8 protein-coding genes are annotated in these 13452 nt (G+C 59.7%); 3 read left to right on the top strand and 5 right to left on the bottom strand.

The window, feature by feature from the left end; genetic code table 11:
- Positions 1-129: 129 nt before the first annotated feature.
- The gene (gene aqpZ / locus AC1DKH_RS14985) at positions 130-828 is read left to right on the top strand and encodes an aquaporin Z (protein WP_477752910.1); all 699 of its coding nucleotides are present in this window, start codon (positions 130-132) and stop codon (positions 826-828) included.
- An 11-nt stretch (positions 829-839) separates the two neighbouring features.
- Here the strand turns inward: aqpZ and AC1DKH_RS14980 are convergent, their stop codons facing one another.
- Complete coding sequence (locus tag AC1DKH_RS14980; protein ID WP_477752909.1) at positions 840-1964, bottom strand: GNAT family N-acetyltransferase; 1125 nt, start codon at positions 1962-1964, stop codon at positions 840-842.
- A 280-nt stretch (positions 1965-2244) separates the two neighbouring features.
- Here AC1DKH_RS14980 and AC1DKH_RS14975 point away from each other — a divergent pair, with 280 nt between their 5' ends.
- The gene (locus AC1DKH_RS14975) at positions 2245-3576 is read left to right on the top strand and encodes a putative porin (RefSeq protein ID WP_477752908.1); all 1332 of its coding nucleotides are present in this window, start codon (positions 2245-2247) and stop codon (positions 3574-3576) included.
- Between the two features lie 227 nt (positions 3577-3803).
- Here AC1DKH_RS14975 and AC1DKH_RS14970 read toward each other — a convergent pair whose 3' ends face one another.
- From AC1DKH_RS14970 to aceK, 3 genes are all read right to left on the bottom strand, one after another.
- Positions 3804-4925 (bottom strand): beta-ketoacyl-ACP synthase III, encoded by a 1122-nt coding sequence (locus AC1DKH_RS14970; protein WP_477752907.1) that lies wholly within the window; start codon positions 4923-4925, stop codon positions 3804-3806.
- A gap of 326 nt (positions 4926-5251) precedes the next feature.
- The gene (hrpA, locus tag AC1DKH_RS14965) at positions 5252-9163 is read right to left on the bottom strand and encodes an ATP-dependent RNA helicase HrpA (protein ID WP_477798540.1); all 3912 of its coding nucleotides are present in this window, start codon (positions 9161-9163) and stop codon (positions 5252-5254) included.
- A gap of 193 nt (positions 9164-9356) precedes the next feature.
- On the bottom strand, positions 9357-11075 hold the full coding sequence (gene aceK, locus AC1DKH_RS14960) for a bifunctional isocitrate dehydrogenase kinase/phosphatase (protein ID WP_477798539.1): 1719 nt from the start codon (positions 11073-11075) through the stop codon (positions 9357-9359).
- 159 nt (positions 11076-11234) lie between these two features.
- Between aceK and AC1DKH_RS14955 the strand changes: the two genes are divergently transcribed.
- Entirely contained in the window at positions 11235-12143 is a 909-nt protein-coding gene (locus tag AC1DKH_RS14955) for a DMT family transporter (protein ID WP_477762581.1), read from the top strand.
- Between the two features lie 177 nt (positions 12144-12320).
- Here the strand turns inward: AC1DKH_RS14955 and AC1DKH_RS14950 are convergent, their stop codons facing one another.
- On the bottom strand, positions 12321-13259 hold the full coding sequence (locus tag AC1DKH_RS14950; RefSeq protein ID WP_477762582.1) for an aspartyl/asparaginyl beta-hydroxylase domain-containing protein: 939 nt from the start codon (positions 13257-13259) through the stop codon (positions 12321-12323).
- Positions 13260-13452: the final 193 nt, after the last annotated feature.

The raw sequence follows: 13452 nt of genomic DNA, 5'->3' as shown, positions 1-13452 counted from the left end.
CTGGCGGTTTTTTATGCCTGCTGGAATTCTGAAAAAACCGTGCTGTACTGACTTCAACGTTCTGGAGGTGGTTCTGCAGTCCATCGGCTGGATGCTAAAGGCAGCATAATCTCGAAAGGACACTCTCTTATGTCTCTGTTAAAACGTTCGGCTACCGAGTTGGTAGGTACGTTCTGGCTGGTGTTGGGTGGTTGCGGCAGTGCGGTGTTGGCGGCGGCTTTTCCGGATGTGGGGATCGGTCTGCTCGGGGTATCCTTCGCGTTTGGCCTGACAGTGCTGACCATGGCTTTCGCCATCGGCCATATTTCCGGCTGCCATCTCAATCCTGCGGTGTCCCTCGGCCTTGTGGTAGGTGGGCGGTTTCCAGCCAATGAATTGCCGGCCTACATCGTTGCCCAGGTCATTGGCGGCGTGATTGCAGCCGCCCTGCTGTATTTCATTGCCAGCGGTAAACCCGGTTTCGAACTGGCGGGAGGCCTGGCGTCCAACGGCTATGGCGAACACTCGCCTGGCGGCTATTCAATGGCCGCAGGTTTTGTCTGTGAGCTGGTGATGACCGCAATGTTCATCCTGATCATCCTCGGCGCCACCGACAAACGTGCACCGGCAGGACTGGCGCCGATTGCCATCGGCCTGGGGCTGACGCTCATCCACCTGATCTCGATCCCGGTCACCAACACCTCGGTCAACCCGGCGCGCAGCACCGGCCCGGCGCTGATCGTCGGCGGCTGGGCAATTCAACAACTGTGGATGTTCTGGGTCGCACCGCTACTCGGTGCCGTGGTCGGCGGCGTGCTGTATCGCTGGCTGGGCAAAGAAGAAAGCTGAAACGCTGAAGATCAGCCTTGTCGATAAGGCAAGGCTGACTTCGCATCCTCAGCATAAGCCAACACTCCCAGCCGCTCCTGCTCCAGAAAGTCTTTAACCGCTGCTTTCAATCCCGGATGCCGCAAGTAGTGCCAGGAATGCGTAATGACTGGCTCGAATCCGCGAATCAGTTTGTGCTCACCCTGTGCCCCGGCATCAAAACGCTGGAAACCGTTGGCGATGGCATAGTCCATGCCCTGGTAGAAACAGGTCTCGAAATGCAGGCGATCGAACTCCGCCAGGCATCCCCAGTAACGGCCATAAAAGCTGTCGCCCCCCACCAGACTGAACGCCATCGCCACCGGCCGTGAACCTTGCTTGGCCAGCACCACGCGAATCGACTCCGGCATGCGTTCGGCCAGCAGGCTGAAAAACTCCCGTGTCAGATACGGCGCTTGCCGGCGCACCGCATAGGTATTGGCGTAGCAGGCATAGACGAAATCCCATTGCGCCTGACTCAGCTCCCGCCCTTCAAGCCACTCAAACTCGAAGCCCTGCCCGGCCACCTGCTCGCGTTCCTTGCGCATCTGTTTGCGCTTGCGCGAACTCAGCACATCGAGGAAGTCCTGGAAATCCCGGTAGCCGCGATTCTGCCAGTGGTATTGACAGCCAACGCGCTGCAGCCAGCCGGGCTGCTCGCTCAGTGCCGCGTCGGTAAACGGATCGGTGAAATTGATATGGGCACTGGAGAGCCCTTCAAGCTCAAGGTAACCCGGCAGGCTTTTCAATAACTCGAAGCCGTCTTCGACCGTGGCCGCCAACAGCCGCGGCCCGGTGACCGGACTGAACGGCACCGCGGTCAACAGCTTGGGGTAGTAGTCGATGCCGGCACGTTCACAGGCATCGGCCCAGGCGTGATCGAACACGTATTCGCCGTAGGAATGCCACTTGCGATAACCGGGTAGCGCGGCGATCAAGCGCTCACCTTCAACGTGAAGCAAATGCTCAGGCTGCCAGCCGGTATGGGGTCCGATGCTGCCGCTGTCTTCCAGTGCGCTCAAAAAAGCGTGACGCAGAAAAGGCTGAGTCTCGGGCACCAGTGCGTCCCAGGTCTGCGGGGCGATTTCTGACAGTTTTTGCAGGCGTTGCAACGGCATCACCATCCTCACTCTTCATGGCGTGAAAGCCCCGCGAGTATCGCCTATCGCTCTGCATTGCACACGAGCAAACCGACGACAGTGCTCTAACTCAATAGTTCACGGCGACTTTGTATCGTCATCGACATGACATCACAGTGCCGCTGCTCTGTCATAAACCATCGCGATACTGGCGCCTGTTTTTAGAGCGCCGGGTTATACCCGGTCAGTGTTTTCCGCCCCTAACGGCCGGTTGTTTCCCGGATGGCTCTGTCATCCCCTCTCATCTTCGGAGATTGATATGCGTCTTGCTTCCACGAAAACTGCGGCGGCCTTGTGCGGTGGCCTGTTGCTGGCCATGAGCGTTCCGGCCAGTGCTGCAGTCGACGCCAAACTGCTCGACATGCTCAAGGCTAACGGCTCGATCACCAATGCGCAGTACAGCGAACTGCAAGCCGAGCTGGCCAGGGATCAGAAAGACCAGCAGATCGCCCGTCAGGCTCAGCAAGAGACTAACGAGCAAATCGCGGCCACCGCGAAGAAAACCGACGCACTGAGCACCTTTGACCAGAAGTTGGCATGGGCCGCCAAGACCCAGTTCAAGGGTGACGTACGCTTCCGTGAAGAAACCGTGCACAACGATGGCGTGCCAAACAACAAGGACCAGGACCGTCAGCGCATTCGTGCCCGTCTGGGTGCCTACAGCGAAATCAACCCGCAGGTCGACACCGGTATCCGTATCGCCACCGGCAGCAACGACGACGCTCGCTCGACCAACCAGGACCTGAACAACTACTTCGACAAGAAGCAGATCTGGCTGGACCAGGGTTACATCGACTACCACCCGGACGCGATCAAGAACCTGCACCTGGTTGGCGGCAAGATGCCGCAACAATGGGTGAGCATGGGCGACATCATCTGGGATAGCGATATCAACCCGGAAGGTCTGGCAGTCACCTACAAGTACCCGCTGAGCGGCAGCACCGAGCTGTTCGGTAGCGCCGGTCACTACACCCTCAAGGACAACGTCGACGGCGAAGGCGTGCAGTTCAAGCACGACCTGCGTCTGTACGCGGGCCAGTTGGGTGGTCGCTTCGCCATCACCGACAGCATGAAAATGACCTTGGGCGGCAGTATCTACTCCTACGACAACGACAGTAGCAGTGCCTGCCCTACCTCCGGCACTGTTACCACGCCATGCGCCCTGGCCGTCAACGGCAACAGCCCGAACGAAACCTTCAAACTGTACGAAGGCTTTGGTCAGCTGGACTTCAGCAACCTGCCAGTTCCGCTGTCGATCTACGGTCAGTACGTCAACAATACCGATGCCAGCAACGACCAGGACACTGGCTGGCTGGCCGGTGTGAAGTCCAAGCTCTACGGCTTCAACCTGGACTACAACTACCGCGACGTGCAGCGTAACGCTGTGGTGGGCGCCTTCACCGACTCCGACTTCGCCAACGGCTTCACCGGTTCGCGCGGCAGCAAGCTGAAAGTGAGCTACGACCTGGACAAGAACTTCGCCCTGGGCGCGACTTACTTCATGGCGACCTCGGACCAGACCAACGCCAACATCAACAAGAAAGATTCGGACATCAACACCCTGCAACTGGATGCCGAAGCGAAGTTCTGATTCACCCCGCTACACGACTCGGGCAAGGAAGCCCGGGCTCCTTTTACAGCCTGGCGTTGGTGTGTCGGTCCCCATCATCCTCCGACATATCAACGCCGGGCTGTTTGTTTTTGCTAACCCGCCCTCGTAGGAGCGAGCTTGCTCGCGAAGGTCGTCAACGATAACGCGTGAAATCTGGATGAACGCAGCGTCTTTGAGTTCTTCGCGAGCAAGCTCGCTCCTACATCCTACAACTTGCGCAGTAACACGCTACCAATCGAGTAACCGGCGCCGAATGAGCTGAGCACGGCCAGCGAACCGGCGGCCAGATCGTCCTGGTTCTTGTGGAACGCAATCACGGAACCGGCGGAGCTGGTGTTGGCGTAGGTATCGAGAATCACCGGCGCTTCCTGTTCGGTGGCGTCGCGACCCAGCAGTTTCTTGACGATCAGGTGGTTCATGCTGAGGTTGGCCTGGTGCAGCCAGAAGCGCTTCACGTCGCTGACGTTGAGCTGGTTCTCCTGCAGATGCTCACTGATCAGCTCGGCAACCAGCGGGCAGACTTCCTTGAACACCTTGCGGCCTTCCTGCACGAACAGTTTGTCCTTGGCGCCGATACCCTCTTCTGCCGCGCGGTTGAGGAAGCCGAAGTTGTTGCGGATGTTGTTGGAGAACTTGGTCAGCAGCTTGGTGCTGACGATGTCGAACTGGTACTTGGACGTCGCCAGGTCGGCACGTTCGATGATCACCGCGGTGGCGGCATCGCCGAAGATGAAGTGGCTGTCACGGTCACGGAAGTTCAGGTGGCCGGTGCAGACTTCCGGGTTGACCATCAGGACTGCCCGGGCCTGGCCCAGTTGCACGCTGTTGGCGGCGGTCTGGATACCGAAGGTCGCCGAGGAACACGCCACGTTCATGTCGAAACCGAAACCCTGGATGCCCAGCGCTTCCTGGACTTCGATGGCAATGGCCGGGTAAGCGCGTTGCAGGTTGGAGCAGGCGACGATCACGCCGTCGATGTCTGCTGCGGTCTTGCCGGCACGCTGCAAGGCTTGTTCGGCCGCGCCGATGGCCATCTGGCAGAGCACCGACCATTCGTCGTTGGAACGTTCCGGCAGGCGCGGGGCCATGCGCTGCGGGTCGAGGATGCCGTCCTTGTCCATGACAAAGCGGCTCTTGATGCCGGAGGCTTTTTCGATGAACGCTGCGCTGGATTCGGTCAATGCCTCCACTTCACCGCGTGCAATGGCATCGGCGTTGTCGGCGTTGAATTGCGCGACGTAGGTATTGAAAGACTGCACCAGCTCTTCGTTGGAAATGCTGTTGGCCGGGGTGTAAAGGCCGGTGCCGCTGATGACGACGTTATGCATGGTCGTGTCTCTAATCTGTTCAGGCAGAAAGTATTGGTACCGACGTACCAATACACAAAGGATCTATTCCCATCCGGGGGACGCAAACCTGGCATCGCTTTATTCCGACCTGCCCGAGACCGTGAAGGCTCAAAACCGCGGGGCCGGCGTTTATAGGCGCGAAGTTTGCCATAAACCCAGGGTTTTGGCCCCTTTTTGCAAGAGCAACGCCATACCTTGTAGGAGCGAGCTCGCTCGCGATGGTCGTCAACGATAACGCTTCGTGCCTGACACCCCGCGGCGTTCTTGAACTCATCGCGAGCAAGCTCGCTCCTACAGGGATCAGGTCAAGGCTCGACCTGGCTCCACTGCTTGTTCAGGCGCTTGTCGGAGATAGGCACCTTGGTTCCCAACTGTTGCGCAAACAGCGAAACCCGGTATTCCTCCAGCCACCAGCGATACAACTCCAGTTGCGGATCGCGTTTGCCTTCCTGGGCGTGTTTGCTGGCGCGGGTCTGGTATTGCGTCCACAGGCCGCTCAATTCGCCACTCCAGACCCGGTCGCGCTGCACCTGGGCGCCGATTTTTTCGAAGCGCTGCTCGATCGCCTTGAGGTAACGCGGCAACTCCTTGAGCCACTGCATCGGCGTTTCCCGGACAAACCCCGGATAGACCAAGTGGCTGAGCTGTTGCTTGATATCGTTCAGGGCCACGGCTTGCGCCAGATCGATCTTGCCCTTGAAGCGCTTTTGCAAGCCGTGCCAGAACTTGAGGATTTCCAGGGTCAGCTTCGCCACACGTTCGGCGTGCTCGGTCCAGGCGCCACGTTTGCGCTCGGCCAGCGACGCCAATCCAGCGCCATCGCGTGGCAGCGGGTCTTCGCCTTCAAGAATGCAGCTGTCGAGGCTGGCCAGCAGAATGTCTTCCACCACCGCATCGACGCGCCCCATGTCGCGGTACAGCAGGCCCAGATCGGTCAGCCCCGGCAATTTGCCGCGCAGGAATTTAGCCGACTCGGCCAGTTGCTGCATCAGCAGGCGTTGCAGGGCACGGCGATGCTGGAACTCGGCCTCGGCCGGCGTCGAAAAACGCCCTTCCTTGACCGTACCGCTCTCCTCCACCAGCGCCGGATACACCGTCATCGACAGCCCGGCGATCTTCTGTTGGGTTTTCTCGGCCACGGCGGCGAATACTTTCGGCTCCACCGGCTGCTGGCTCTTCGCGGTTTGCGGCACCGCCAATGCCGCCTGGCTGGCCTCGGCGAAACGCGCCGTCAGTTCGGCCAGATCGCGACCTTCACCGAGGAACTTGCCCTGGGCGTCGACGATTTCCAGGTTCATCCGCAGATGGCTTTCGACCTGCTGCGCCGCCTCACTCCAGGCTTCGTCGCTGACCCGCGCGCCGGTCATGCGCAGCAGCTCGCGACCCAGGGCCTGAGGCAGTGAGCCCTCGGCAATTGTCATGCGTTGCAAGGCCGCTTTGACGAAGTCCGGCACCGGTACGAAATTCTTGCGCAAGGCCTTGGGCAAGTTGCGCACCAACGCAATGCACTTGGCTTCGATGACACCCGGCACCAGCCATTCCAGGCGTTCCGGTGGCAGCATCGGCAGCAGCGGTGCCGGCACGCGCAGGGTCACGCCGTCCCGTGGATGGTTGGGTTCGAAGTGGTAACTCAAGGCCAACTCCAGATCGCCGATGTGCAGCGTATCCGGGTAATGCTGGGCGGTGACTTCACTGGCTTCGCGGGCCAGCACGTCTTCTTCGCGCATGATCAGCAGTTGCGGGTCTTTCTGGCTGTTGATCCGATACCAACTGTCGAAGGTCGCCGTCTGATGGATCTCCGCCGGCAATCGCGCGTCATAGAAGGCGTACAGGGTTTCTTCGTCGGCGAGGATGTCGCGGCGACGGGCCTTGGCTTCCAGTTCGTCGAGTTGCTCCAGCAACTGCTCGTTGGCCGTCAGGCACCTGGCCTTCGACTGGATTTCGCCACGCACCAGTGCTTCGCGGATGAACAACTCACGGGATACCACCGGGTCCACCGGGCCGTAATGCACCGGCCGACGCCCAACCACGATCAACCCGAACAGGGTGATCTGTTCGAACGCCACGACCTGGCCGCGCTTCTTCTCCCAATGGGGTTCGAAGTGGTTTTTCTTGATCAGGTGCCCGGCCAGTGGCTCGATCCAGTCGGCATCGATCTTCGCCACCATGCGCGCATAGAGCTTGGTGGTTTCCACCAGTTCGGCGGTCATCAGCCACTGCGGACGCTTTTTACCGATACCCGACGACGGGTGAATCCAGAAGCGCCGCTGACGTGCGCCGAGGTAATCGCCCTCTTCGGTTTTCTGGCCGATCTGGCTGAGCAACCCCACCAGCACCGCTTTGTGCAGTTTCGGATAGTCCGCCGGTTCTTTATTGAGGCTCAGCTGCATGTCGCGGCAGATCAGGCTCAACTGACGATGAGAGTCGCGCCATTCGCGCAGGCGCAGGTAATTCAGGAAATTCTTGCGGCACCAGTTACGCAGCGGACTGGCGGTCAGCGCCAGGCGTTGTTCTTCGAAACCGCGCCACAGATTGACCAGCCCGGCGAAGTCCGAATCGGCGTCTTTCCACTGGGCGTGGGCCTGATCCGCCGCTTGCTGACGCTCCGGCGGGCGTTCGCGCGGGTCCTGGATAGACATGGCGCTGGCGACGATCAGCACTTCCTGCAAGCTACCGAGCTTCGCCGCCTCCAGCAGCATGCGGCCCATGCGCGGGTCCACCGGCAGACGCGCCAATTGCCGGCCGAGCGGCGTCAACTGGCTGTTGCGGTCCACCGCCGAGAGTTCTTGCAGCAGGTTGTAACCGTCGCTGATGGCCTTGCCATCCGGCGGCTCGATGAACGGGAACGCGCTGACCTCGCCAAGGCGCAAATGCAACATCTGCAGGATGACCGCCGCGAGGTTGGTGCGCAGGATCTCCGGATCGGTAAATTCCGGGCGACCGAGAAAATCCTCCTCGCTGTACAGGCGCACGCAAATGCCCGGCTCGACCCGCCCGCAACGACCTTTACGCTGATTGGCGCTGGCCTGGGAAATGGCTTCAATCGGCAGGCGCTGGACCTTGGCCCGGTAGCTGTAGCGGCTGATGCGCGCGGTGCCGCTGTCGATCACGTAGCGGATGCCCGGTACGGTCAGCGAGGTTTCCGCGACGTTGGTCGCCAGCACCACGCGACGGCCCGGGTGCGACTGGAAAATCCGCTGCTGCTCGGCCGGTGACAGGCGCGCGTACAACGGCAGGATTTCGGTGTGCTTGAGCTGGGCCTTGCGCAGCATGTCGGCGGCATCGCGAATCTCGCGCTCACCGGGCAGGAACACCAGCACGTCACCGGGACTGCGGCGCTCGCTACGCTCAAACGCGGCAATTTCGTCGAGGGTGGCGAGGATCGCCTGATCCACCGTCAAGTCATCCTCGACGCGGTTGCCCTCTTCGTCCTGCTCAAGTGTTAGCGGGCGATACCAGGTGTCCACCGGGTAGGTGCGGCCGGACACCTCGACAATCGGCGCGTCATCGAAGTGCTTGGAGAAACGCTCCAGGTCGATAGTCGCCGAAGTAATGATGACTTTCAGATCGGGACGACGCGGCAGCAGGGTTTTCAAGTAGCCGAGCAGAAAGTCGATATTGAGGCTGCGTTCGTGGGCTTCGTCGACGATGATCGTGTCGTAGCGTTCCAGATACCGGTCGTTCTGGGTTTCCGCCAGCAGGATACCGTCGGTCATCAGCTTGATCAGGGTGCTGGAATCGCTCTGATCCTCGAAGCGCACCTGATAGCCGACCAGCGTACCCAGCGGCGTGCCGAGTTCTTCAGCTACGCGGCTGGCGACGCTGCGCGCAGCGATCCGCCGCGGCTGGGTGTGGCCGATCAGACCATGCTGGCCGCGACCGATTTCAAGGCAGATCTTCGGCAACTGGGTGGTTTTACCCGAGCCAGTCTCACCGGCGATGATCAGCACCTGATGCTTTTCCAGCGCCTTTTTGATTTCGTCGCGTTTGGCGGCAATCGGCAGGCTGTCGTCGTAACGAATCACCGGCAGGCTTGCCTTGCGCACCAGCACCTGCTCACAAGACGCCTGCATCCGCGTCACCCACTGGCCCAGCCTGGCCTCGTCGGGTTTCTTGCGTAGCTCAAGCAACTGCCGCCGCAACCGGTGGCGGTCGGCGAGCATGGCGTGATCGAGGTTTTTCAGCAGTTTGTCGATGGAGGGCGATTCGTCGGTCATCGGGTACGCAATTCAGTCGTCTAGTGGCGCAAGGGGGGCGATTGTCGCAGATTTGGCATGGATTGGCTGGTTCCCCTGTAGGAGCTGCCGAAGGCTGCGATCTTTTGATCTTGCTTTTCAGGCGCGTCGAAAAGATCAAGATCAAAAGATCGCAGCCTTCGGCAGCTCCTACGGGGTTGGGAGCCCCCTGTCTCTACTCGTTATCGAGGCCTTTGCGCCGATACGGAAACACATCGATCACCTTCCCTGCCCGAATCGCGTCCTGAAGGCTCTTCCAGTAATCGGCGTTGTACAACTCGCCATGCAACTGATCGAACAACTTGCGTTGCCCGAAATCGGCAAACAGGAACGGCGGAAACTCTTCCGGGAACACGTCCAGCGGCCCGATCGAGTACCACGGCTCGGAAGCCATTTCATCTTCGGGTGTACGCGGTAGCGGAATGTGGCGGAAGTTGGCCTCGGTAAGGAAGCAGATCTCGTCATAGTCGTAGAACACCACACGACCGTGACGGGTCACCCCAAAGTTCTTCAGCAGCATGTCGCCGGGAAAGATGTTGGCCGCCGCCAGTTGCTTGATCGCCAGCCCGTAGTCTTCCAAGGCCTCGCGTACCTGCGCCTCGTTGGCGTTTTCCAGATACAGGTTCAGCGGAGTCATGCGGCGTTCGGTCCAGCAGTGACGGATCAGCACCGTGTCGCCTTCCACCGACACCGTGGACGGCGCGACTTCCAGCAACTCCTCCAGGCACGCCGGATCGAACTTGCTCAGCGGGAAACGGAAATCGGCAAACTCCTGGGTATCGGCCATGCGCCCGACCCGGTCGACGCTTTTCACAAGGCGGTACTTTTCGATCACCGTGGCGCGGTCGACGTTTTTCGACGGTGAGAAACGGTCCTTGATGATTTTGAACACGGTGTTGAAACCCGGCAGGGTGAACACGCTCATGACCATACCGCGCACACCGGGGGCCATGATGAACTGGTCGTCGGTGCTGGCCAGGTGATTGATCAGCGCCCGGTAGAACTCCGACTTGCCGTGCTTGTAGAAGCCAATCGAGGTGTACAGCTCGGCAATGTGCTTGCCGGGCAGGATACGCCGCAGGAAGCCAATGAACTCCGCCGGCACCGGCACATCCACCATGAAATACGAGCGGGTGAAGGAGAAAATGATCGACACGTCTGCTTCGTCGGTGATCAGCGCATCGATCTGGATGCCGCGGCCTTCAAGGTGCAGCAATGGAATCGCCAGCGGCCACTGCTCGTCGGCGGTGTAGATGCGCCCCACCAGGTACGCGCCTTTGTTGCGGTACAGCACCGAGGAAAACAGCTCGACGCTCAGCTCCGGGTCCTTGCATACCCAATCCGGCAGGTTCTCGCGCAACTGCGCTTCGAGACGCTTCAGGTCACCGGACAGGTCGGCATAATCCTCGCTGAAGCGGTAGTCGGCGAAGATGCTGGCGAGCATCGCCGACAATTGACCTTGCGGCTTGTAGGTGCGGGTTTGCGCGGCCCGGGCACGGCGCAGGCTCGGCCGGGTGGTGTGGATGAACATGCAGCCATCGCTGATCAGGTCATGGCTGAACAGCCCGCAGAAGATCGAGTTGTACCAGGTCTCGGACAGTTCGTCGTCGAAGCGCAGGTCGATCAGGCTGATGTAGGCGCTTTTGACCAGCGGCCAGCAGCTGACGTCCAGGGTGCCTGGGTCAAACGCGGTGCGCAGTCGCTCCACGGTTTCACCGACTTTTTCTTCGTACAGATTGATCCGTGCCGCCGACGCCGATTGCGTCTCTTGCCACCTGGCCTGTTCGAATCGGGCCCGGGCGCCGTCGGTGATCTGGCGAAAATGCTCGCGGTAATCGTCAAAGCCATCGAGGATCAAGCGGGCGATGTCGGCGGCTGGCCATTGCTGCGGCATGGTGAGACCTCTGCGGGAATTCGGGAGGCTTGAGCTTAGCCAGTGAACCGGGTGCAGGAGAAGCGTAATTTTCCGGGCGAATTGAATGCCCGGTTTTCGGTTGCTATCGACCACACGCTCAGCAACACTTTCGCCCCTCCATCAAGGAAGGAACGCGCTGTGAACCCCGTCGATATTTTTCGTTTACTGTCACTGGCGGCCATTTGGGGTGCGAGTTTTTTGTTCATGCGCATCATCGCTCCGGTGATCGGCACTATTCCCACGGCGTTTTTCCGTGTGTCGATTGCCGCGGTCGGACTGTTGGTGATTCTTGGCCTGATGCGCATCAGCTGGGATTTCAAAGGCAAACTCAAGACCGTGATGCTGCTCGGGGTGATCAACTCCGGCATCCCGGCGACGCTCTACTCGGTCGCGGCGCAAGTGTTGCCGGCCGGTTACTCGGCGATTTTCAACGCCACCACGCCGCTGATGGGCGTGCTGATCGGCGGCCTGTTCTTCCATGAAAGACTCAGCGCCGCCAAGCTCGGCGGGGTTTTCCTCGGGTTGCTCGGCGTCGGCGTCCTGACCCGCGCCGGTCCCGTGGCGTTCGACATGCAACTGCTGATGGGCGCCCTCGCCTGCCTGCTCGCCACCACCTGCTATGGCTTCGCCGGCTTTCTCGCCCGGCGCTGGCTCGATCAGGCCGGTGGGCTGGACAGTCGACTGTCGGCGCTGGGCAGCATGCTCGGCGCCACGCTGTTCTTGCTGCCGCTGTTCGGCTACAGCGTGATCAGCCAGCCACCGGCGAGCTGGGGCGGCTGGAATGTCTGGTTATCACTATTGGGATTGGGGCTGGCGTGTACCGCGTTTGCCTACATCATTTACTTCCGGTTGCTCAGTTCGATCGGCCCGGTAAAGTCATCGACCGTAACCTTCATGATCCCGCCGTTCGGGGTGTTATGGGGCGCGATGTTTCTCGATGAGCCGCTGTCGTTGGCGCATCTGTATGGCGGGTTGTTGATTGCGATGGCGTTGTGGTTGGTGTTGAAGCCGGCTGCTGTGAAGCCGGGCTTGGTGGCTGACCGGTAGCATTGTTGCGTTGCGGATGACGAAACGTAACATCAGGAAGGCGAAGGGCGACGCATGGGCCAGCAACGACAGTCGGCACAGCGTCCGCATTGTGCGTTCGGAGGGGCTCGGAACTCCGTGAAGAACCATAAAAAAACCGCTCACAACGAGCGGTTTTTTTATTTCCGAGAGCGGATGTCACCCAAACAGCCAATACCCCAACAACGTCAGCACCACCACCGCCAAAACCGGGCGCATCACGCGGTAGGCCTTTGGATTTCGACGCTTCCACTGCTTGACCATGCCGCTGAATTTGTCGCTGGAGTTCTTGCTCCAGGCATAGGCTTTATTGATCCCTCCTACGCGCTCGTCATCAAGGTTCTGCGGTGCAGTCGCACGACCCAGCCAGGCGCTGATACTGCGATTGATACGGGTCATGAAGCGATTGCTCAGTGGACGCTCGATATCGCAGAACAGGATGACGCGGGTCTTTTCCGTTTCATTCTTGACCCAGTGCACGTAGGTTTCGTCGAACATCACGTCTTCCCCATCGCGCCAGGCGTAAACCTGACCGTCGACAAAGATACGGCAATCGTCGGAGTTCGGTGTCGACAGCCCCAGGTGATAACGCAGGGAACCGGCAAACGGATCACGATGCGGGTTGAGGTGGCTGCCGCCCGGCAGCAGCGCAAACATAGCGCCCTTGACGTTGGGAATGCTGCTGACCAATTCCACGGTTCTCGGACACAAGGCTTCGGCAGAAGGCAGCGGTTTGTCATACCACTTGAGGTAGAAACGCTTCCAGCCCTTCTTGAAGAACGAGCCAAAACCGGCGTCGTTGTTCTTTGCCGCCGCACGGATATAGCCCTCGTCGAACAAGTGCATCGCTTCATCGCGAATCACTTCCCAGTTGTCCCTGAGCACATCCAGTTCCGGGAACTTGCTGCGATCCAGATACGGTTTCGATGGCACACCGGAAAACAGGTACATCAAGGCGTTATAGGGTGCGAACAGTGCCGAATGGTTAACAAACTGGCGCAACACCGGCAGACGCGCCTTGCCGCGCAAATGCACATAGAGGGTGCTGCCGAGAAACAGCAGCAACAACGAGGCCTTCGCGGCAAACGATAAGGTCATCAACAACTCCTTTGAAGATAAGCGACATTGCGCCACGTCCATTGCCCGACGTGGCTGCTGGCATGATAAACACTACCGATCCGGCGAAAAACCTGCACTTTTCAACATTCATTATAAATGAATGTGCAACAAAACATTTCCTAACATGAAACGCCTGAACGCTGGCTGATGCAAATCCATCATCAACCGGACC

It is taken from the genome of Pseudomonas sp. 05L36 (assembly GCF_056398125.1).
This window is presented reverse-complemented; position numbering and strand designations above follow the sequence as displayed.